Here is a 21,470-nt window from a genome sequence, read left to right on the forward strand (position 1 = left end):
CACAGCCTTCATCATCAAGATGGCCGCAACATCGCGCTTATTTGATTGTCGTTTGATAGCCGTCAGCTAATTAACTGACGTGACTTAATCCCAGAATTTTGCCGCAATCTTTTGTCCCTGATCGATCTTCGCCCACTGCTGAGCCGCCGTTAACTCGTTGCCTGAGTCACAGGAAGCGAAACCACATTGATGAGATAAATATAACTGGTTCTTATTCAAAATTTGACTAGCTTGCGTCAGTAACCGTAACGCGCGATCTTCATCATCTAAGGTGTTGGTCTTACTGGATAACAGGCCCAAGACGACTTCCACATTCGGCCGGTCCTCAAGTACCTTGAGCGCTGAAAGATCACCGGCGCGGTCATCGTCCCATTCAAGGAAGAACCGGTCGTAGTGTTGGTCATGCAGGAATTTCTTAGCGATCGTATTGTAGCTGCCTTCCGCAAAGTGCCGACTTTCATAGTTACCACGACAATTGTGCGTCCAAACTTTCAACCCTAATTGATGGCCAAAATCAACTAACTCATTATTGGTGTTGACGGCCACATCAGCTAATTCTTGGAGACTGCCATTGCCAGCACCAAAGGGGCTTTGCTGATTATCACTGGCAAACACTTCCCACAAGCAGTCATCGAATTGGATGATTTTGCCACCCGCAGCTTGATAATCCGTTAAGAATTCTTTATACGCCCCGAGTAAGTCCGCATGCAAGTCATCAACAGTTTTGTAAACCTGGTCAGGGCCATATAGCTTATCGATGTATCCAAACTCAACAAAGGCGTGCGCGGGACTCCAGATCGTTAATTTAACGTCATTACCATCGGCTTGTGCCTTAAGCTGCTGATAAATATCGATAAAATGATGATGCTTGCCCGAAAGTGGTGCGGTGATTTCAATGCCAATATCTTTACGTGTTTCAAAATCACTGCCGTCATGATCGCGAAAATTATAACCTTCATCCGCAATAAACCGCCGAACACCACTAAACCCCCAAATAAAATCCAAATGCCACATTGACTTCGTATATTCGCCATCCGTTAGCACATCAATCCCATGCGCCTTTTCGGTGGCAATCACCGTCTTCACCGCCGCGGTTTCGGCAGCCTGGTAGCCCGGCAAAGCCTCATAAAATGGGTATTGAATATCGTCACGATGTTCGATTTGATTCTTATAAGTGAGTAAACTAGCCGGGCGTAAAAGTGAGCCGACCAGCTGGAAATGTGTTTTTGTCATAATGTCATCATCCTCCGTGTCTGTCTGAATGAGTTTATTATAACAATTTGATTAGAAAATAGATAAGACTGGTTGCATTGATGATATAATAGGCAACACCTATAACCTAAATAATTTATGCAATCACACCAGCTACAATCATGCGTTAACTAGTTACTGAAACCAGAAATTTCTCAGGAGGTGCGCCTAATGCGTATTCAACAATTGCGCTACTTAGAAAAAATTGCCACGACGGGCTCGATCAACGAGGCGGCCAAACAGTTATTTATCAGCCAACCCTCATTATCCCAAGCAATGAAAGAACTCGAAAAGGAATATCAAGTACAACTGTTTTATCGTCATAAAACGGGGATCACTTTGACGGATGCGGGCCGTGAATTCATTAACTATTCTCGCAGTGTCCTCGACCAAGTTAATTTACTCAACGAACATTTTGGTCAGGGAACCGTTCGCAAGCGTATCTTTAGTGTCTCTGCGCAACACTATGCGTTTGTCGTGAACGCCTTTGTCGAATTAGTCAAGGAAATTGGTGGCGATACCTATCAGTTCACATTACGCGAGACTGAAACGGCCAACGTGCTCAATGACGTTCAGACTTTGAAAAGCGAGCTCGGCGTCATTTATCTTAATAAGTTCAATCAGACCGTGCTTAGCCGTTTGATTGCTGACAAAGACTTAAGCTTCGTACCGCTATTCGAGGCTCGCCCGCACGTTTTCGTCGGTCGTGATAACCCATTAACGCACAAGCAAGAACTGACTTTGGATGACCTACGAGACTATCCCTACCTCTCTTATGAGCAAGGCGATACGAGTTCCTTTTATTTTGCAGAAGAAATCCTCAGTACGCTGCCTCATAAAAAGCATATCCGCATCAGTGATCGGGCAACGATCTTCAACTTGATGGTGGGTTTAAACGGCTATACGATCAGTTCAGGCATCATCAGCAGTGAACTCAATGACGAAAAAATTGTGGCGATTCCACTAAAAGTGGATGATGCAATGACCCTTGGATACCTGCGCCATAAAAAAATCGAATTAAGCGCTACGGCCCAGCGCTATTTGACACTATTGAAACAGCACATTCAAGGATATGGCTTTGACGTTTTTAATGATAATTGACTGATTGACACATGCCGTGACTGAATTCATTTTTTGTTAACAACAGCATACAGACGAAAAAATACGACATTCAAGTTGAATGCCGCATTTTAGTTTGGTTTAACTACTCGTTTGTTTCAGCATCCAATGCATGTTTGGCCGCAAGTGCACGACCAAAATCAGTTTCATCAAAATGATCAATGATTTGCTGAAGCGCGGTCGCACTTAAACTGGCCCCAAATAACGGACTGCCAGGCTCAGTCATAATACCATCCGCCAGTCGGGGATAGCTAATGGGATCAAACCCAAGCGTCTCCACAAAGTGGGCCACAGTTGCTACGGCTTGGGGTTCATCACCAGCTACCAATAGGGCCTTCCGCGCCGGATCACCATTAGGTCGGGCGTCTTCTTGCAGATTATGATAACCCATATGGTTCAGTGTTTTAACCAGATGGCTCCCTTTGAAGTATTGCTGGACTTGTTCGCTGGAGGACGTCTGGGGATCCAGAATTTCTTCCCGTACCCCGTCTGTTTCCCACCAATAATTCATAGCATCAATTACAAGTTTACCATCAAGCGCCGTAGCCGGGATTTGTCGGTAACGACTCAGCGGTAATGCTAAAATAATTAACTCACTGTTGGCGATGACATCCTGATTTTCCGACGCAATCGCACCCGGAACTAGTGTTTGAATCGTTAATTCAATTTTGCTTACTTTGCCAGAACCCGAAATGCGAACGTCATAACCGGCCGCCAATGCCAGTTCCGCTAAGACGATACCAACTTTACCGGCGCCGAGGATTCCAACGTTTTTGACTGTCATTTAGTCGTCACCTGCTTCGCTTGTAAAATAGTTTTAACTTGTGGAATCACCTGTGTCGCATACAATTCAATCATCCGTTCACGTTGAGCCGCCGTTTGATTACCGGCCCCGTATACCAAGTCAAAGCGCCCCAGCCCCAGTGTTTCAATCGTCGTCGCGATCCGTTGCGCAACCACGGTCGGCGTCCCAACATAAAACGACCCGTATTTTGTTTCACGGTCAAATTGTTCGTGACTCATTGGCGCCCATCCCCGGGTCAATCCAATGCGATCAAAATTAGCTTTGATATTTTGATAAGCCACCGTCAAGGCCTCATCCTGATCATCCGCAATGAATCCATGCGAATGCACCGCAATCGGATAAGCTGGCTGATTGAACTTTTTAGCGGCTTCGTGATACAGTTTGATATACGGTTTAAATCGGTCCGCCCGGCCACCGATGATTGCAATGATGACTTTATAGCCAATCTTAGCCGCGCGAATAATTGATTCTGGTGAACCACCAATCCCAATGTAAGTCTCAAGTTCACCAGTAGCTGTCTTTGGATACACGTCTTGATTCGTTAACGAAGCCCGAAACTTACCCGACCAAGTCACCGGCTTTTCCGTTCGCAATTGGTCATATAGTGCGAGTTTTTCGTTAAATAGATCATCATAATCCGTCAAATCATAGCCAAATAACGGGAACGATTCGGTAAACGACCCCCGTCCTAACATCACTTGGGCGCGCCCATTAGACAGGCCGTCTAACGTTGCAAACCGTTCATAAACTCGAACCGGGTCATCGGAACTCAGCACCGTTACTGCTGACGCTAATTTGATGTGCTGGGTCACGGCAGCGGTGGCTGCTAACACCGTTTCCGGACTTGAGACACTGTAGTCTGGTCGGTGATGTTCACCAATGCCAAAAACATCCAGCCCATACTGATCCGCTAACTGACCTTCGCGCACGATTTGGCGCAATGACTCTCCCGCCGACTGTAAACTACCATCCGCGTTCGCGACAATATCCCCAAATGTTTCTAACCCAAATTCTAGTTGATTAACATCAATCATCTTAAGGCCCCCATTACTTTTATTTTTGGTTACTTTTAGTAAGTGATTGACGTTAATATAGCGTATTATCGCTTTAAATGCAATTGATAGGCCCAGCTTGCTAGCCATCAATCATAATCAAAAACAATCTGCCAATTAGCTAAATTCCGGTGCGGTAGTAATTCAGCGATCCAACCATCGACGACCGACCAAAAAGAGGTATTCAATTAGAATACCTCTCCGTAAGTTTTTCCGAATCAATCATCATTGCAAAAATCAAGTTTGCACAGGCTATCTAGCCCTGGACCTGCCGCTGCGTTTCATGACGTTGTGCCCATAAGTTGATCACTAAAGCGACGATCATTAATCCGAACGCAACAATCATGATATTTTGTAGTCCAGTGTGTAAGATGCCACGCATCATCGGCACTAGGTGCGCTGGTAGCCGGCCCGCCCGACTAGCATCACTTAACTGGTTCATCATCGCCATGGTGATTTTACCATCCGATCGTGCCACCCCACTAGTCAGAGCTTGGTTCATGATTAGCCCAAAGATAGCCGTGGTAAACGTCTGGCTGAGCATCCGAATCAAATAACTAAACGAAGTCGCAACTGGAATGTCACGTTGATCAGCGTCTACTTGGACCTTAACCTGCAGCTCATTAAAGCAGGCCCCATTGCCCCAACCTTCAAAGAAGCCAGCTAAGAGTAAGACCCAGTATGGAAGCTTAACACCGCCAATCATCAATGGAACGAAGGTCAGCGTCAAAATGATAATATTGATCGTCAAGACGCGATGGGGCGTCAAGTGCCGCCGCATGCGGGGAACTGATTCACTACCCCCAAAATTAGCAAAAGCACTTGGAATCTGCGTGGCGCCCCCAATTAACGCTGACGTCCCTAGCAAGCCCTGAGCCCACATCGGACTGTACGTCAAAAAGGCAACGAACGCGCCCCAAATAAGCACAAATAAGACGAAATCGACCACTAACGGCGCGTTCTTAAACAGGCGGCCCGGAATAACCGGGTCCACAGCGCGACGTTCCACGATGGTTAAACTGCCCAACACAATGAGCGCCCCCACGATCACGATCGCGACAATCCATAACGACACCATGCCGATCAGTTCAATACCACCAAGCAAACTGATGATCCCAACCGCCATCAATAACGCCCCTGCACGATCCATTGGTTGCAAGTTATGTTCCCGCTTAGGTTCTTGATAGAAGATTTGTAACAGCACGGCTGAGACAATCCCAATTGGTACGTTGAGGTAAAAGATCCAGTGCCAAGACCACACATCGACAATCACACCACCGACCATGGGGCCAATAATCGTTGCCATACTAAAGCAAGCCGAGACTAGTCCCAGTGCCCGCATTCGATCACGCGGATTCTTAAAAATATCCGCATACATGATGTAAGGTAAGGAAATCATCCCCCCGTTGCCGAGACCCGCAATACCCCGAGCAATAATCAAAAACCAGATGTTGGGTGCTAATCCTTGTAGTAAGGAGCCGACAATAAAGAGTGCCGTCGTCATTTGATAAGCGCGCTTATTACCAAAGCGCTCACCCATTTTTGACCAGATCAAGGTCGAAACGGCCGTTCCTAGTAAGAAAACAGCGACGATCCACGCCATTAACCGTAGACCGTGTAAATCTGCAATAATGGCTGGTAGCGCCGTATTCACATTCGTACTATCGATACCAGCCATAACGTTCGATAGTAACAGGGCGCCCTGAACAAAATAAATGGCCCGTCGATTCACAACAAAACTTCTTTCTATCTATAATTGCTAAACATCTCGTCAGTCGTTCAGCTAAAAGTTACCTCAATCCAACCCGTTGAAATTCACTATTTCATACCGATCAATTAACGCACAATTTCTAGTATACCGCTTTACCCCCACTGCAAGGCAAGTCTAAATCTTGATTTCAGTTCATCAAGAATAGGACTTCCCACTGTCGATGTATGAAGCACGCGTGACCAGCTATTTCTGAGCCTATTTCGTAGGTTCACCTCCATCTTGTCAAAGCTTCGTTGCCGGTGCCGCATTAAAATTCCGCAACTAAAAAGGTGTGACCGAAAGCCATGCGGATTTCGGTCACACCTTTTAAAATATACGAATCAGCTTTGAACTAATTCGTCTTTTCAATCAACTTCATTGCTGCATCGTAAGCCCGATCATTATCACTGATCTTATTAGCTAATTCAGTCTCGATCTTAGTCAGTGTCTGTTTATCGACCTTGCCATTGACCGTTAACTTGGCATGCTTTTGATACTGCTTGACCGCACTGGTGGTTGAATCACCAAAGTAGCCATTAACGGTTCCTTTAAAGTAACCTAAGGCTTGCAAGTACTTCTGGAACGTCTTGACATTGCTATTGACCTTGTCAGCTTGTAAATCACTGACCTTGCTAATAACCGTCAAGCTTGCATAACTCGGCTCATCAGCTTTAACATCAGGTGTCAAGCCCTTCTTGTTGATCCAAGTGCCGTTTGGTGTCAGCCACTTCGCGACCGTGATCTTCATCTCAGTCTTATCATTAAAAGTCGTCACCGTTTGAACGGTCCCCTTACCATATGACTGTGACCCGACCAGTTTAACACCTGCCGATTGATGCAAGGCTGCGGAGAAGATTTCAGCTGCCGAAGCACTCCCACCATCAATTAAGACGGTCGTTGGCTTCGTTTCTTTAAAGCCACCATCATACTTCTTGGACGCCGTGTATTTTTCGGTCGAACCATCGCGTGCTTGGACCTGCATGATCGTCTTACCATTCTTCAAGAAGATTGAGGCCATCTTCAAGGCAGCCGTCATCAACCCGCCAGGATTACCACGCATATCGATGACTAACTTCTTGGCCCCCTTCTTATCGAGTGCCTTCAACGCCGTCTTAAATTCCTTAGCAGTATTCGTCGAGAAGGTCGATACTGTAATATAACCGATCTTCTTATCGCCACCGACTAACTTATAATCAACGGTCGTCACTGGAATCTTAGCCCGCTTCAAACTTACGGTAAAGGTTTGACCACTGCGCTCAATCGTCAATTTGACCGTCGTCCCGATCTTACCACGCATCATGCTAACGGCTTGTGTCAAGGTCTTACCGGCCACTGACTTGCCATTGACCGCCTTAATAATGTCCTTCGGTTTCAAACCAGCTTTCTTAGCTGGCGTACCAGCAATTGGTGAAATGATTTGAACATAGTTGCCAGATTTTTGAACCTGGGCACCAATTCCAGAAAACGAACTGTCGATCGTGTCATTCAAGCTTTCCGTCTCGCTCTTGTCCATGTACTCGGAAAATTTATCACCTAACGAATTGACCATGCCGTTAATGGCACCGTTGGCCAACTTATTCGCATTGACCGGTTTGTAGTAATTCTCATTGATCGTTTCATAAACTGATTCGATCTTTTTCATCGCTTTACTAGTCTGCTGCATACTGCTGAGCTGGGCATTGACTTGCCGACCGATCAGCCAGTACGTCCCACCAACCCCAATACCTAATGCGACGACAATGGAAATAATATAGGTCCATAGACCAACGCGTCGCTTGGGCCGGGACACTTTTTTTATGTGCGGATTAGTTTGTTTGGGTTCCTCTGGCATACCGAACGTCCTCTTTCCTACAAATTAATTTAAGCTTCACTTGCCAAATAGGCTTGCCACGCGTCATCAAAGACCGTCATCGTTGGCAAATAACCAGCGTTCAATTCCAAATATTGTGAGAGTTCGTGAAAATCTTTACTCTGCTTTGGAAACGATTGATCCAAAAACGCATTATTGGCAAATTCGGCAATGGCATCGGTACTGTCTGGGTTCCGTTGCGTCATCAAAAATGTATAAAATGTTTTATGCATGAATTCACTCCTTAGTCACTAGTTTTTGGAATATGCATTTCGAACTTGAACTGATTATTCTTCAAATCAAGCTTATCTACACTATAACGAACATCATGTTTACCAACTAATTTATTCAAGTAGAGGTCGATTGTCTTCTTCTTGGCATTCAGCTTGACCCACTTAGGTGTCTTGTAATTATTATTAATATAATTAATCACAAAGCTGATTGGCAAGGACATCGTCCCGACTGATAAATTGGTTGCTTTCAACGAAATATTGCCGTTATCGATGACACTTGGTTTCATCGTAATCACAAACGACACGTTTTGCCCCAGTACCTGCGTCGTTCCGAGCAAATAAGCGCCGGTAGACCGGACCACGAAGCGATATTTCATGTCTTGGCCCTTTTGTAGATCATTCAAATAATAACTCGCAAGGGCGTTTAATTGTTTTCGATTCATTGTAATCGGCACACTAGCCGCGTCCGTATTGCTGGCAGTCGTCAAACTGGTACTTTCACTAGGCGACCGTAAGACCTGGGTGCCGACGTAAGCACCGGTACCAACGATCAACGCAATCAAGACAACGGCGACCCATTTCCAAACATTGATTGGGCCGTTTGTCTTCGGCTTTTTAGGTGCTGGTGCCTGCTTGTTTCGTTGTGCTTCCCGCATCTCATTACCTCCCTATTTTTTGATCAACCACGCATCATGGACCATCATGGTCTGATACAGTTTGGTTGTAAACACACGATACCCCCGCTTATTGGGATGGAAATTATCAGCAGTCGAAATCAAATCATTCGTCTTGTTTTCCGTCTCTAACGCACCGGTAATGGCCTTTGAGCTGGTTAAGCTAGTTAAGGTCGTGGCACTCGCTGCTTTCTTCAACTTACGAATCTGCGCCGCCGTCTTGTACTGGCCGTGCGACATCGTCCAATTGATATCCATAAAGTAGGTGTGCTTGTATTGACTAACCGTCGTCTGTGTCTGATCATTCCACTGGCTAATGTAGTGCGTGATCGACGTCACATTTGGAAAGTTCACATAAATTGGATTATAGATGCTAAAGACAAAAACTGACGCAGTGCCATTCAAACTTTGTAACTTATTAAATAATTTGGTTAGTTTATTCGCATATAAAGTTTGCGCTTTAGCAACCGTCGCGTTATTTTTGGCCGTATTGTTAGAAGTTAGGGACCCTTCGAGCGTTTGCAGGAGGTCGTTACCGCCAACCGTCACGGTAATCACATCCGCCTTGGCAATTTTCTGTTGTAACGCTTTCGACTTATTGATGCGTGCTAAAATCTGGTCACTCCGATCACCGGACTTACCAGCATTCGTGGTCGTCACCTTCAGCTTTTGCTTAGTCGTCAACGTTTGTTTGATTTGACCAACGTAGCCACCCTCCGACTCATCGCCGACCCCTTCCGTTAAGGAGTCACCGACCGCGACCAAGTTGATCTGCGCCTTATGGGGCGTCTTCTTAGCAGTAGTCTTTTTAGTCGTTGTTGGGGTCGTCGTCGCCGATTCATTTTGCGGATGCAGCAAATAGTTGACCCCGAAAAATACACCGACCGCTAACACCGCCACCACTAAAATGATTTTGATGGTTTCTTTAACTTTGGACATTGGCATCCAACCTTTCTTCACCGTTGAGCAGTCCATCTAATCAGCGCTAACTCATCTTGGAACAATAAAATGGTCACCATCCCCTGTTGGGACGATCACCATTTGCCATTAGTGCTCGTAGACAAGCCGCCTGTGGGACACCGCTCACTTTACGCTGGCACTTGCGTATGATATTCCACGGCAAACGCACCCGGGCCACCATGGGTCGCAATAATTGGCACCGTTGGTTGAACACTGACCTTGAGACTTGGTAAAGCCGCTTGTAGGCGTGCCCGATATTCTTCCACACGCTCCGTGGCGCCAACATGAGAGATCGCAACTTCGGCGACGTTCGGCGTTGCGATAATATCGTCGAGAACCTTATCAAAAAATTTATTAATCGCCTTAACACCGCGCCCCTTCATCTTCACATCCAGGGTGCCGTCATCAACTTCCAAGGCAATCTTAACATTCAGCAACGTACTGATAGCTCCCGTCAGCCGGCTGATTCGACCACCAGCAACGAGGTTATTCAGGGTCATGACGCCCATAAATAGCTTGGTATGGGCCTGAGTTGCATGAATCTGATCAATGACTGCTTGTTTGTCAGCACCACTCTGGGCTAACTTAGCAGCAGTCAAAACTTGAAAGGCCATCGCACGATCGGTCGTCCGCGCGTCAATCACGGTGACATCAGTCTTCGTAATCGAAGCCGCTTGTTCCGCTGTGTGCACCGTTCCTGAAATGGCTTCGAGCATATTGATACAAATCACACTCGCGCCATCCGCACCTAACTTATCAAACGTTTCAATGAACGTTCCGAGTGCCGGTTGGCTCGTCTTTGGTAAAGATTTAGCCGTTGCCATCTTGTCAATAAATTCTTCACGCGTAATCGTTTCATCTTCCACGTAAATGGTGCCATCGATCATGACAGTCAACGGAATCACGGTAATATCGTATTTTTTTACCTCGGCATCCGTCAAATTTGCCGAAGAATCGGTCACAATCTTGATTTTCGTCATACTTTGCCACGCTTTCTTATACTTGTAACGGTTAAACGATCGTTACAATAAAATTAATGCTTTCAGTATAGCAGAAATCTGCCTGAGTTTCACGGTTGCCGCTGAATTAACGCCGGCGGAAATCATCAAATTCGTACGGATATTGATTTTTCTCATCCACCGTTCCAACTTGTTGGCTCACCAGCTGCCACTGCGTGTAATCCACGGCTGGCATCCAGGTATCACCATCAAACCTTGCGTTGATACGCGTCCGATATAAATAATCGGCCACCGGTAACACGGCTGCAAACACCACCGCACCACCAATGACAAAAATCGGTTCATCCGGATGGGCGGCCGCCAGTGTTTGGATCGCCGCCACATCTGCTAGTTGGTGGACTTCCGGTGGCAACTTCAAATCAGGCTGACGTGAGAGCACCCAGTTGGTCCGCCGGGGGAGCGGGCGTTTAAAACCCGCGAAGGTCTTGCGCCCCATCACAACATGGTGTCCGGTCGTCAGCGCCTTGAACCGCTGCATATCTGCAGGTAAATGCCAGGGAAGCTGGCCCTGGTTGCCAATCAGGCCATTTTGATCTTCTGCCCATATCAGTGCAATCATTGCGGCCTCCTAAATCGCGACCGGCGCTTTGATTGCCGGTGCGGGATCATAGCCACTGAGCTTAATGTCACTCATTTGGTAATCAAAAATACTGTCATGCGCCCCACTTAAAGTCAGCTGGGGTGCTGGCCGGGGTTGCCGGCTCAACTGCGTTTTAACTTGCTCCACGTGGTTCGTATAAATGTGTGCATCACCCAACGTATGCACGAACTCGCCCACTGCTAGGCCCGTCTCCTTAGCAATTAGATGGGTCAGTAACGCGTAACTCGCAATATTGAATGGCACACCTAGGAAAACATCGCCTGAACGTTGGTAGAGTTGGCAAGAGAGCTTACCATCCGCGACATAGAATTGAAACAGGGTGTGACACGGTGGTAACGCCATGTTCGGCACATCTTCTGGATTCCAAGCGGAAACGATCAACCGCCGCGAATCCGGATGCGTCTTGATCATTTCAATCACATTGGCAATTTGATCGATCGTCTTTCCCTGACGCGTTTGCCAGTGACGCCATTGCGCACCGTAAACGTCACCCAAATTACCATACTTAGCCGCAAACGCATCATCGGCCAAGATCTGCTCATCAAAGGTCTGCATCTGCGCTTGATAAATCGGTGCGAAGTCGGGATCATCTAGCCGGCGATGTTCAAAATTCGTCATGTCAGGGCCGTCGTAATCGGCACTCGTGACCCAATTTTTGAACGCCCATTCGTCCCAGATATGGTTGTGATGTTGCAATAAATACTGAATATTCGTATCACCATGCAAAAACCATAGTAATTCGCTCTTGATCAGTCCAAACGGCACTTTTTTGGTCGTCAATAACGGGAAACCTTGACTCAGATCAAAGCGCATCTGATAACCAAACACACTGTATGTTCCCGTGCCGGTACGGTCATCCTTATACGTGCCGTGTTCTAAAATGGTGCGCGCGAGTTGTAAATAACTATCTTCTAACATGCGATCATCCTTTCAGGCTTCTGCATACTGGCTGAGGTAGTCCCAGCGATCCATCTTCTCATCAATCGTTTGTTCCGTCTTAGTCAATTCTTTTTGCAAGTCAGCTAACTTACCATAATCACTGGCATTGGCAGCCATCGCCGCTTCGATCTCACTCTTATGGCTATCCAATTGCTCGATAACCCCTTCGATCTTGTCATATTCGAGCTGTTCCGCGTAAGTCAGCTTGACCTTGGCCTTCTTGGTCACTGGTGCGGTCGAGTCATCCGTGACCGGCTTAGCCGTAGTTTTTGTCGCACTGGCCTTGGCTGCGGGCTTGGCCGCGTCTTTTTGATCCTTCAAATAACTGGAGAAACGGCCAGAATAGCGTTCAATATGCCCCTGACCATCAAAAATCAGCAGTTTCGTGCCGACCTTGTCCAAAAAATAGCGGTCATGGGAAACGGTGATGACGGTCCCGACAAAATCATCGAGGTAGTTCTCCAGCACCGTTAACGTACCAATATCCAAATCATTAGTCGGTTCGTCCAATAAGAGGACGTTCGGCTGTTGCATCAACAACTTCAGTAAGTATAACCGGCGCTGTTCGCCCCCGGATAACTTGCGAATCAGCGTACCGTGCATCGAACGTGGGAACAGGAATTCTTCTAGTAACTCAGTCACTGAAACATGCTCGCCCTGTTTATTCAAGACCGTCTCACCGACATCTTGCAAGTAATTAATGATACGCTTGTCGCCCGGAATCGGTTCGGTCTGTTGCGTATAATAGGCCATCTTGACGGTCTCACCGATCGTCACGGTCCCACTGTCAAGTGGCAGTCGACCCGCAATCACATTCAATAAACTAGATTTCCCGGCACCGTTGATTCCAGTGATACCGATGCGGTCATTGGCTTGGATCAACATCGAAAAGTGATCCAGGATGGTTTGCCGATCAAACTGCAAGCTCGCGTCCTTTAACTCAATTACTTTCTTACCCAAACGCTGCTGACCGAGCGAAATATCAACATCGTTATCAACTTGGAGCGTATTCAAATTATCCTTCAAATCATTGAACCGATTGATGCGCCCCTGTTGCTTCGTGCTACGCGCGGGTGCTCCCGCACGCATCCAAGCCAGTTCCTTTTTGTACAGTTGCTGTTGCTTGTGTTCAGCTAACACGTCACGGGCGACCCGTTCAGCTTTCGCTTGCACGAAATCTTGGTAATTCCCCGTATATTTATGCAGCTCGCCGAATGACAATTCAAACATTTGGTTGGCGACTTGGTCCAAGAAATACCGATCATGGGTCACGACAATCAACGCGCCCTTATAACTAGCTAAATAGCTTTCTAACCACTCGATTGAGTCAAAATCAAGATGGTTGGTCGGTTCGTCTAGTAATAAAAGATCCGGTGATTGAATCAACACTTGCGCCAGGCCCACCCGCTTCTGTTGGCCCCCTGACATCTGACTGACAGTCTGCGTCAGGTCGGTGATGTGTAATTGTGTCAAAATCGTTTTGACATCACTTTCAGCCGTCCAAGCATCCTCTTGGTTCATTCGATCCTCGGCGGCCACGTAGGCTTTTTGAGTCGCTTGGTCTTCGGGATGATCAGCGTAAGCAGCCAACGTTTGCTCGTAGTGGCGAATCGTTCGAAAGACTTGCTGACTACCGGCCAACACGGCATCAATGACCGTCAGATTCTGATCAAGCTCCGGCTTTTGCTTTAAATAACCAATCGTATAATTTTTGGGCATCACCAGTTGACCGGCTTCCGGCGCCGTAATCCCGGCTAATACGTCTAATAAATTCGTTTTCCCGGACCCGTTAACGCCAATGACACCAATCCGGTCATGTTCATTCACAATAAATGAAATATCGTGAAATAACGTCTTCTCACCATAAGTTCGGGTCAGATTTTCTGCTCTTAAAGTTTGCATTGTTACGATCCACCCTTTTTTTACATCATTAAGTTCTATCTTAGCTAGAATCGGCTTAAAACACAACTGACAAACGCGCAAATCAACGTTAATATTTCCTAACGACCATCGATTACGATTGGGCGCGAGTCACAAAAAAACTCCTAAGGCCCGATCGGCCCCAAGAGTTTTTGGTAACATCTTAATTATTGTGATCACCGTAAACATCAAAGACGGTCCGTTCATCATCAACGACTAAGTGTAATTTTCCATCACTAGCTAATGAACTCGTCTGGTAAATGTTGTCGATACCATCCGCATCCCGCGGCTTGAATGGCAAGTAGATTTGTTCACTACCGCGTTCGTCACCAAACAGGATGTCAATTTTTTCAATATCTTGATAATGCGTTACCCGTTCAAACATCCCACTTGTCACGGATGATAACTGGGTCGTATCTGGGTCAATCGCATCGGCGTCAGGTTTAAATTCAGCCTTGAATGATTTGCAAGGGTGAATGATGGTCATGTGACCACCTTTAATTCGGCCATAACTCGTCGTTACCCGGCCAATCCACAGGTCAGAGATATCTTGATGATGAACTGTCCAAGTGTCACCATTCCGAAAATGAAATTTCAATGCTTCTAATGCTCGTTCCATTTAAATCACCTCATTGAATTAGTTTCACTTTAATCGTAACAGATTCATAGAAAATATCAATGGTTTTTTGAATCCGCTACCATCCTTGCAAAATCAAGCAAAGCATCCTGTTGATTTGGGACCTGTTTCATCACCACGGCCTGCAAGCAAGCCGCGAGAATTTGGCCCATCATTGGCCCAGGCGTCACCAGTTTTGCCTTCAATAAATCGCCACCGTTAATGGCCAATTCATGCTTGTCATGAATTGGTAAGCTAGCATAAGCTTGCGCCAATTGTGCTTGGTCCTGACCAAAGCCTAAAATCGTCGCCACCTGATTGGCCGTTCTTAGTGCGTCTAAGCCCGTGTAAAAGTTCTCTTGCGCAGTTAGCTGACCATTGTGCTTCAATGCTGTCAGCGCCTTAACAGCGGCCGTCACATGACTGATCAGTTCATTGCTCGTCTTCCACGTCTTTAGTAACTGGCGAATTGCTGCTTCGTCAGTCCGGTGCATGGCCCAACTGAGCAAGGTCCAGGTACTCTCAATACTCGGCAAATGCCAAGCCGGCAGTGCCATTAACTGCTGCAGCATCGCTTCTTGATCGGCCATGGCGGGCATATACCGATACAAGCCAGTGGTCAGCAAGCCGGTCAAACCGGCAACTGGGTGCTGACCCATCAGCAGCTTCTCCCACTCAACACGCGTCCGTTCCACGGCGATTTTCGTCAACAACGCCGCGTTATCCGCAATTGCCTGTTCGGTCTGTGATTCAATGGTAAAGCCTAACTGGCTGGCAAACCGAACGGCCCGCATCATTCGCAACGCATCTTCATGAAAACGTTCTTCAGCAACGCCAACGGCACGCAAGACGCCGCGCTGCATGTCTGCTAATCCGTCAAACAGATCGATCACTTCACCGTTAGCAGTCATGGCTAAGGCGTTGATTGTGAAATCCCGGCGCTTCAGGTCCTCTTTCAGTGACCGAACGAACGTGACCTGATCAGGGCGCCGAAAATCTTGGTAACCAGATTCAGTCCGAAACGTCGTCGTTTCATAACCATTGCCGTGATCTAAAATCATCACCGTCCCGTGCTCGATTCCCGTATCAACCGTTCGTTTGAATAATTGTTTGACTTCAGCCGGAAACGCGCTGGTCGCAATATCGACGTCATGTAGGGGCTTGCCCAAAATCGTATCGCGAACACACCCACCAACAAAGTACGCCTCATAGCCGGCCGCTTCGATCGTCTTAATAATCGGCTTAGCTGCTTGAAACTCAGCTGGCAACTGCGTCAAAATCATAGTAAGTGCTCCAAACCAACAAAGAGTTCGTGATACTGGTTAACTTTTTCAACCGCCACTTTGACACCCGTCATAAATGAGATCCGGTCAAAGGAATCTTGGCGAATCGTTAACCCTTCACCAGGACCGCCAAACATGACTTCTTCGTGCGCCACTAGTCCAGGCAACCGAACCGCGTGAATCCGCATCCCTTCATATTCGGCACCGCGTGCGCCTGGTAAGGTTTCAGTGGCGTCAGGATTGCCTTGTTCCTTTGGTTGCCGAACTTCAGCAATCTTCTTAGCCGTACTGATAGCAGTCCCACTTGGCGAGTCAATCTTATCGTCATGATGCATCTCGATAATTTCAACGTCTGGGAAGTACTTCGCTGCTTGTTGGGCAAATTGCATGAGCAAGACGGCACTGATCCCAAAGTTAGGCGCAATGAGGCCGCCCACTTGCTTGTCCTTCGCTAATTTTTGCAACTCGGCAACTTGTTCATCGGTCATCCCAGTAGTCCCAATAACGGGCGAAATACCATGGTTAAGTGCAAACTTTGCATTTTCATAAACGGCGGTTGGAATCGTAAAGTCGATCCAGACCGTGGCATCCGTCTTAATTTGGTCTAAATCATGAAAAGCTGGCACGTCTTGACCCTTAAAGCGGTCGTCCTCACCTAGATTTTGTTCTCCACTGCGCGCGTCATAGACCCCAACCAATTCAAAATCAGGATTATCAATGACCATCTGAGCGGCCGTACTACCCATCCGACCCTTATAGCCGGCAACAATTACTTTTACCACAATAAATTCCTCCTCAAGATTAAGCTAATTATATTTTAGCAGACAATGACCAAATTAGGCAGGAGAATCCTCGGCAAACATCCTTAAACTTCTGCGTTGCGCGCTTAAATTGTCAAATCAGCCCGTGATGGTTCGCGTAGCGCGACTAACACGGGCTGGTGTAACGCCGATTTACGGTTCCGTTCGGCAGCTCGTGTCCGCCCAATTTGTGCATAGAAGACTTAAAAAGCAGTGTTTGACTCAACGCGGTGGTCCCGCTCGGTCAAACACTGCTAACTACGATTTCATTCGGTAATGATCACTGACGACGCTAGATTAACGTGTCAATGGTTGCGAGGACCCCATCATGATTATTGTCATGGGACGTCAGATACGTGGCCATCTCTTTGACGGGGGCAATCGCATTTTGCATCGCAAAGCTGTAATCAGCTTCTCGAAGCATTTCAAGATCATTGCCATTATCCCCAAACGCAGCCGTCTGACTCGCAGCGATATGCCAATGCTGTTGCAAATAAGCAAGCCCAGTCGCCTTATTAACATGGGGCGGAATGACGTCGAGCCCATTCCCACCACTGACAGTCGCACGTAACCGGCCAGCAAATTGCTGGTTGATCAAAGCGGCGTGCGCGTCAGCATCCGTATCTTGCCAACTAAAAGTGGCTTTATAGATATGGTCGTCAATGGTCAACAATGATGGCACGATCTGCAGTCGGCTCAGGTAGTAACGCATGATTGGACTGTCATCTTGAGGCCGGATGTATGCCCCTTGCTTACCGGAGATCGAGATCTCAGCACCCGCCAGTGCCGGTTCAGTCGCCACGTAATTCAATAGTTCCTGATAAAGCGCTGGCGCAATCAAGCTTTCAGCCAACACGTTACCGTGATTATCAATGACCAACCCGCCATTTTCAGCCACATAGGTCAATTCACCACTGATCCCGTCAAAAACGTCAATGCAATGTTGCAGCTGATTGCCGCTCGCCACGACAAAGTGCTGACCCTGCGCGTTCATTTTGTCCAACTGGGCTTGGAACCGGTTGTGGTCAAACTGATGGTCGTCTCTCAAAAACGTGCCATCCAAATCGGTGGCAATAATAGCTACTTTCACGATAGTAAACGCCTCACTTGAATTTGATATACGTTCATTTTACCAAAGCTGAAAGTGTTTTCAATAGCTTTAGAAATGGAACTTTCAGCAAGCTGTAGAGAACCACCGTCCTAGTAACCCTGATCCTCGTAGTCTTCTAGCATCGCGACCATTTCACCATCATCCGGTTCGATCGTTAAATAATTCCGTAATGCTGCTACGGCACTGTCAGCCATTCCGGCTTCACGGAAGAAATAAATCGCCGGTTTGAGGAAGTCCTTGTTATGTTCAAAGAACGGATAAGCCGCTTCATAATTATCCTTAGCTGCCTGAAAATGATCAAGATGATCATTAGAAATCGCCAGGTTCCAGTAGAACTGTGGGTCGAATTCATTACTTTGCAAGTATTGATCCAACAAGTCGATATTGTCTTGGTAACGTTCCTGCTGAACTAATAAATTGGAAAGTTCCAATACCGTGGTCAAGTTATCAGGGTCAATGCTCAATCCTTCCCGCAAATACTTTTCAGCTAATTCCTGATCGTCTAATTTCAAGGCTAAGCGGGCCGTTTGCAAGTACAGCTGCTCATTGTACTGGTCGACCGCTAAACCTTCTTGTAAGGTCAATAACGCCTTGTCCAGTTGATGAAGTTGTTCTTGGGCCTGGGCCAAGTATGGATACAGGGACGCATACTGATCATCTTGCTCCCGCAGCTTGTCGAAGATGTCAATGGCCTTCTGGGGTTCGTTTAATTGCAAATAGGTAAACCCTAACTCAAACTGGCTGTCCGGCGTGAGCTTGGCAGGCTTGATCTGTTCCAAATAACCCACCGCCTGTTCGAAGCGTCCCGACTCCGCATAAGCGACCCCTAGCCGTTCAACTAGATTAACTTTGGAGATTTCGAGTTGCCCCTGCTTAATCAAGTCCAAGTAGAAACGGGTCGCCTGACTGTAATTACGAATCAGGAAGTAAAATTCGGCGAGTGCGAATTCAACGACCGGTTCGTCTGGTGCCAACTGATAGGCTTCTTTGAGCTTCTGTTCACTGACTTCAAATAGTTCCTGGGTCTGGTATAAATCAGCTTCAACTAGCAAAGCTTGAACATAAGCCGGCGAGTCTGGCTTAACTTGTTGTAAATAGTCGAGCGCGAGGTCGGTATCGTCCTCATCGATCGCGATATCAGCCAGGCTGGTCCGTAAATCGTCCTCATCGGGATACTTAGCCAGTAACTTCTTATAAGTCCGTTCCGCTTGATTTAAGAAACCCAGGCCGTACAGTTCTTCAGCCAAACTATACAGCGTCTGGTCATCGTCTTTACGTAAGGCCCATGCAAAGTGCTTTTTGGCCGTGTCAATTTGCCCGTTTGATAGTGCTGCGAGCATTTTTTCTGAATAACTCATTACACCCATCCTTTAACCCACTAAGAACGACTGCGTTTAGTCGCCGTGGTTCATCATTTATTTCAGTAATCAGCCCGATACCGCCACTCACGATACCAGCTGTAGGTCGTTTGACCTGACAGTCTATCATACCGCAGACGACAGCAAAAAAGCCAGTATAACGGTCGCTATACTGACTTTCATGTTTGCATTTCATTAACTGATATGCATTATTTAACTGCGTCCTTTAAAGCTTTCCCTGGCTTAAATGCAGGTACTTTGCTTGCAGGAATTTGGATTTCGTCACCAGTTTGTGGGTTACGGCCCTTACGAGCAGCACGTTCACGTACTTCAAAGTTACCAAATCCGATCAGTTGAACTTTTTCACCCTTTGCAAGAGTGTCTTGGATTGATGCAAAGACTGCGTCAACTGCAGCAGTTGCGTCTTTCTTCGTTAAGTTAGTTGCCGCAGCAACGTTGTTAACTAATTCAGCTTTGTTTGCCATGTTTGATTCACCTCCCCGTTACAGAGTGAAGGATCGCCGTGCTTTTTAACATCGATGATCCAGATGATCATTTTTGAGTGGTCCAAAAATGAGAGAAACGATAACAAGCATCATTTCTTCATCAAAGATAGCATAGGAATGCTGTAATAGCAAGCTTTTTTAGCCTTTTCAGCGAAAATAGCGCAAAAAGATGATAATCGTTTACATCAATCAAAGAATGTGCTAAAATGCTGATTTTACGCGCTTTTGACTACTTACGACGCCGCTCGATCATGTGGATCGGTGTCCCGCTAAAATCAAAGGCGTTGCGAATTTGATTTTCAAGGAACCGTTCGTATGAAAAGTGCATCATATCAGGGTCGTTCACGAAGACCACGAAGGTTGGGGGTTGAATCGCCACCTGAGTGGCATAGTAGACCCGTAGCCGCTTTCCATTGTCACTCGGGGTCGGATTCATCGCAATCGCATCCATGATAACGTCATTTAAGACGGACGACTGAATCCGCCGCATATGGTTCGTATTGACTTTCTTGATGAGCGCTGGCAATTGCTCCAAGCGCTGGTTCGTCTTAGCAGAGACGAAGATAATCGGCGCGTAGCTCAAGTAAACGAACTGATCACGAATATACGCTTCGAATTCTTGCATCGTGTGGTTATCCTTCTTAACCAGATCCCACTTATTGACCACGATGATAATACCCTTACCCGCTTCATGCGCATAACCAGCAACCCGCTTATCCTGCTCACGAATGCCTTCTTCACCATTGATAACAAAGAGGGCCACGTCACTATTATCGATTGCCTTGAGCGCACGCATAACGCTGTAACGCTCAGTATTTTCGTAGACCTTGCCTTTTTTACGAATACCGGCCGTATCGACCATCACGAACCGGTCACCATCCTGATCAGTAAACTTCGTATCGATGGCATCCCGGGTCGTCCCGGCCACGTCAGAAACAATGACCCGGTCTTCGCCCAGCAAGGCGTTGACAATTGATGACTTACCCACGTTCGGGCGACCAATCAAACTGAACCGAATCGTCCCCGGTTCGTCTTCCCCGCTTTTTTCAGGGAAGTTTTTAATGACCGCGTCAAGTAAGTCCCCAAGACCGAGCCCGTGCGCACCTGAGATAGGATACGGATCACCAAAGCCCAGGGAATAAAAGTCATAAACTTCACTCCGAAGCTCAGGATTATCGACCTTATTGACACCCAGCACGACCGGCTTGTTCGACCGATACAAGATCTGGGCAACGTGTTCGTCAGCGTCTGTGACGCCTTCTTTGATGCTTACTAAATAAATAATAACGTCAGCTTCGTCGATTGCAATTTCAGCTTGCTGCGTAATCTGCTTAATGAACGGGGCATCTTCAATATCGATTCCACCTGTATCAATCAGGCTAAATTCTTGACCAAGCCATTCGCTGTTGGCGTAAATCCGGTCACGGGTCACACCTGGTGTATCTTCAACAATTGAAATCCGATCACCAGCAATCCGGTTAAAGATCGTGGATTTACCAACGTTTGGTCGCCCAACAATGGCGACAACTGGTTTTGCCATATTAACTCCTCCTTTGCCCTCGCAGCTGTCAGGTTCCCGCCACGAGTCTCAGATTAATTGGTAGCACCAACTAATCTGTTCCTA

General features: G+C 46.9%; 20 protein-coding genes. 1 reads left to right on the forward strand and 19 read right to left on the reverse strand.

What is annotated here, in order from left to right; all coding sequences use genetic code 11:
• Window positions 1-84 precede the first annotated feature (84 nt).
• Window positions 85-1,233, reverse strand: a complete 1,149-nt coding sequence (locus V7R88_RS07135; protein ID WP_057717167.1) for a cobalamin-independent methionine synthase II family protein — start codon at window positions 1,231-1,233, stop codon at window positions 85-87.
• Between the two features lie 189 nt (window positions 1,234-1,422).
• On the opposite strand from V7R88_RS07135, the gene V7R88_RS07140 reads away from it, so the two are divergent.
• Complete coding sequence (locus V7R88_RS07140) at window positions 1,423-2,352, forward strand: LysR family transcriptional regulator (protein WP_057717166.1); 930 nt, start codon at window positions 1,423-1,425, stop codon at window positions 2,350-2,352.
• 103 nt (window positions 2,353-2,455) lie between these two features.
• On the opposite strand, the gene V7R88_RS07145 is transcribed toward V7R88_RS07140, so the two are convergent.
• From V7R88_RS07145 to der, 18 genes are all read right to left on the reverse strand, one after another.
• Entirely contained in the window at window positions 2,456-3,154 is a 699-nt protein-coding gene (locus V7R88_RS07145) for an NADPH-dependent F420 reductase (protein WP_057717165.1), read from the reverse strand.
• Entirely contained in the window at window positions 3,151-4,209 is a 1,059-nt protein-coding gene (locus V7R88_RS07150; RefSeq protein ID WP_024521597.1) for an LLM class flavin-dependent oxidoreductase, read from the reverse strand. The genes V7R88_RS07145 and V7R88_RS07150 overlap by 4 nt, the downstream gene beginning before the upstream one ends.
• A gap of 274 nt (window positions 4,210-4,483) precedes the next feature.
• The gene (locus tag V7R88_RS07155) at window positions 4,484-5,959 is read right to left on the reverse strand and encodes an MFS transporter (RefSeq protein ID WP_072535259.1); all 1,476 of its coding nucleotides are present in this window, start codon (window positions 5,957-5,959) and stop codon (window positions 4,484-4,486) included.
• Between the two features lie 370 nt (window positions 5,960-6,329).
• Window positions 6,330-7,808: a S41 family peptidase gene (locus V7R88_RS07160; RefSeq protein ID WP_057717164.1), complete on the reverse strand. Its 1,479-nt coding sequence runs from the start codon at window positions 7,806-7,808 to the stop codon at window positions 6,330-6,332.
• Between the two features lie 29 nt (window positions 7,809-7,837).
• The gene (locus V7R88_RS07165) at window positions 7,838-8,059 is read right to left on the reverse strand and encodes a YozE family protein (RefSeq protein WP_003640574.1); all 222 of its coding nucleotides are present in this window, start codon (window positions 8,057-8,059) and stop codon (window positions 7,838-7,840) included.
• A gap of 11 nt (window positions 8,060-8,070) precedes the next feature.
• Entirely contained in the window at window positions 8,071-8,715 is a 645-nt protein-coding gene (locus tag V7R88_RS07170) for a YpmS family protein (protein WP_057717163.1), read from the reverse strand.
• 12 nt (window positions 8,716-8,727) lie between these two features.
• On the reverse strand, window positions 8,728-9,672 hold the full coding sequence (locus V7R88_RS07175; RefSeq protein WP_057717215.1) for an SGNH/GDSL hydrolase family protein: 945 nt from the start codon (window positions 9,670-9,672) through the stop codon (window positions 8,728-8,730).
• Window positions 9,673-9,821: 149 nt separating this feature from the next.
• The gene (locus V7R88_RS07180) at window positions 9,822-10,673 is read right to left on the reverse strand and encodes a DegV family protein (protein ID WP_057717162.1); all 852 of its coding nucleotides are present in this window, start codon (window positions 10,671-10,673) and stop codon (window positions 9,822-9,824) included.
• A 106-nt stretch (window positions 10,674-10,779) separates the two neighbouring features.
• Window positions 10,780-11,271: a dihydrofolate reductase gene (locus tag V7R88_RS07185; protein WP_057717161.1), complete on the reverse strand. Its 492-nt coding sequence runs from the start codon at window positions 11,269-11,271 to the stop codon at window positions 10,780-10,782.
• Between the two features lie 9 nt (window positions 11,272-11,280).
• Entirely contained in the window at window positions 11,281-12,231 is a 951-nt protein-coding gene (locus tag V7R88_RS07190; RefSeq protein ID WP_057717160.1) for a thymidylate synthase, read from the reverse strand.
• Between the two features lie 12 nt (window positions 12,232-12,243).
• Window positions 12,244-14,154, reverse strand: a complete 1,911-nt coding sequence (locus tag V7R88_RS07195) for an ABC-F family ATP-binding cassette domain-containing protein (RefSeq protein WP_338816108.1) — start codon at window positions 14,152-14,154, stop codon at window positions 12,244-12,246.
• A 181-nt stretch (window positions 14,155-14,335) separates the two neighbouring features.
• Window positions 14,336-14,791 carry a hypothetical protein gene (locus V7R88_RS07200; protein WP_057717158.1) on the reverse strand — a complete coding sequence of 152 codons (456 nt, stop codon included), beginning with the start codon at window positions 14,789-14,791 and terminating at the stop codon, window positions 14,336-14,338.
• A gap of 56 nt (window positions 14,792-14,847) precedes the next feature.
• The gene (locus V7R88_RS07205; RefSeq protein ID WP_057717157.1) at window positions 14,848-16,071 is read right to left on the reverse strand and encodes a CCA tRNA nucleotidyltransferase; all 1,224 of its coding nucleotides are present in this window, start codon (window positions 16,069-16,071) and stop codon (window positions 14,848-14,850) included.
• Window positions 16,068-16,853, reverse strand: coding sequence for a 4-hydroxy-tetrahydrodipicolinate reductase (gene dapB, locus V7R88_RS07210; protein ID WP_003640583.1), 786 nt, complete (start codon window positions 16,851-16,853; stop codon window positions 16,068-16,070). Before dapB ends, V7R88_RS07205 begins: the two co-directional genes overlap by 4 nt.
• Window positions 16,854-17,163: 310 nt before the next feature.
• Entirely contained in the window at window positions 17,164-17,961 is a 798-nt protein-coding gene (locus V7R88_RS07215) for a Cof-type HAD-IIB family hydrolase (RefSeq protein ID WP_057717155.1), read from the reverse strand.
• 110 nt (window positions 17,962-18,071) lie between these two features.
• Entirely contained in the window at window positions 18,072-19,340 is a 1,269-nt protein-coding gene (locus V7R88_RS07220) for a tetratricopeptide repeat protein (RefSeq protein WP_057717154.1), read from the reverse strand.
• Between the two features lie 209 nt (window positions 19,341-19,549).
• Complete coding sequence (locus V7R88_RS07225; protein ID WP_003640587.1) at window positions 19,550-19,825, reverse strand: HU family DNA-binding protein; 276 nt, start codon at window positions 19,823-19,825, stop codon at window positions 19,550-19,552.
• 250 nt (window positions 19,826-20,075) lie between these two features.
• A complete protein-coding gene (gene der / locus V7R88_RS07230; protein ID WP_003640588.1) occupies window positions 20,076-21,386 on the reverse strand; it encodes a ribosome biogenesis GTPase Der in 1,311 nt (436 codons plus the stop codon).
• Window positions 21,387-21,470 lie beyond the last annotated feature (84 nt).

This window comes from Lactiplantibacillus argentoratensis (genome assembly GCF_037290055.1).
GTDB lineage: Bacteria > Bacillota > Bacilli > Lactobacillales > Lactobacillaceae > Lactiplantibacillus > Lactiplantibacillus plantarum.

Bases quoted from the DNA above. Each gene is read 5' to 3' on its own strand.
- V7R88_RS07135 (WP_057717167.1), bottom strand. From the start codon at position 1,233: ATGACAAAAACACATTTCCAGCTGGTCGGCTCACTTTTACGCCCGGCT.
- V7R88_RS07140 (WP_057717166.1), top strand. From the start codon at position 1,423: ATGCGTATTCAACAATTGCGCTACTTAGAAAAAATTGCCACGACGGGC.
- V7R88_RS07145 (WP_057717165.1), bottom strand. From the start codon at position 3,154: ATGACAGTCAAAAACGTTGGAATCCTCGGCGCCGGTAAAGTTGGTATC.
- V7R88_RS07150 (WP_024521597.1), bottom strand. From the start codon at position 4,209: ATGATTGATGTTAATCAACTAGAATTTGGGTTAGAAACATTTGGGGAT.
- V7R88_RS07160 (WP_057717164.1), bottom strand. From the start codon at position 7,808: ATGCCAGAGGAACCCAAACAAACTAATCCGCACATAAAAAAAGTGTCC.
- V7R88_RS07165 (WP_003640574.1), bottom strand. From the start codon at position 8,059: ATGCATAAAACATTTTATACATTTTTGATGACGCAACGGAACCCAGAC.
- V7R88_RS07170 (WP_057717163.1), bottom strand. From the start codon at position 8,715: ATGCGGGAAGCACAACGAAACAAGCAGGCACCAGCACCTAAAAAGCCG.
- V7R88_RS07175 (WP_057717215.1), bottom strand. From the start codon at position 9,672: ATGTCCAAAGTTAAAGAAACCATCAAAATCATTTTAGTGGTGGCGGTG.
- V7R88_RS07180 (WP_057717162.1), bottom strand. From the start codon at position 10,673: ATGACGAAAATCAAGATTGTGACCGATTCTTCGGCAAATTTGACGGAT.
- V7R88_RS07185 (WP_057717161.1), bottom strand. From the start codon at position 11,271: ATGATTGCACTGATATGGGCAGAAGATCAAAATGGCCTGATTGGCAAC.
- V7R88_RS07190 (WP_057717160.1), bottom strand. From the start codon at position 12,231: ATGTTAGAAGATAGTTATTTACAACTCGCGCGCACCATTTTAGAACAC.
- V7R88_RS07195 (WP_338816108.1), bottom strand. From the start codon at position 14,154: ATGCAAACTTTAAGAGCAGAAAATCTGACCCGAACTTATGGTGAGAAG.
- V7R88_RS07200 (WP_057717158.1), bottom strand. From the start codon at position 14,791: ATGGAACGAGCATTAGAAGCATTGAAATTTCATTTTCGGAATGGTGAC.
- V7R88_RS07205 (WP_057717157.1), bottom strand. From the start codon at position 16,071: ATGATTTTGACGCAGTTGCCAGCTGAGTTTCAAGCAGCTAAGCCGATT.
- V7R88_RS07220 (WP_057717154.1), bottom strand. From the start codon at position 19,340: ATGAGTTATTCAGAAAAAATGCTCGCAGCACTATCAAACGGGCAAATT.
- V7R88_RS07225 (WP_003640587.1), bottom strand. From the start codon at position 19,825: ATGGCAAACAAAGCTGAATTAGTTAACAACGTTGCTGCGGCAACTAAC.
- der (WP_003640588.1), bottom strand. From the start codon at position 21,386: ATGGCAAAACCAGTTGTCGCCATTGTTGGGCGACCAAACGTTGGTAAA.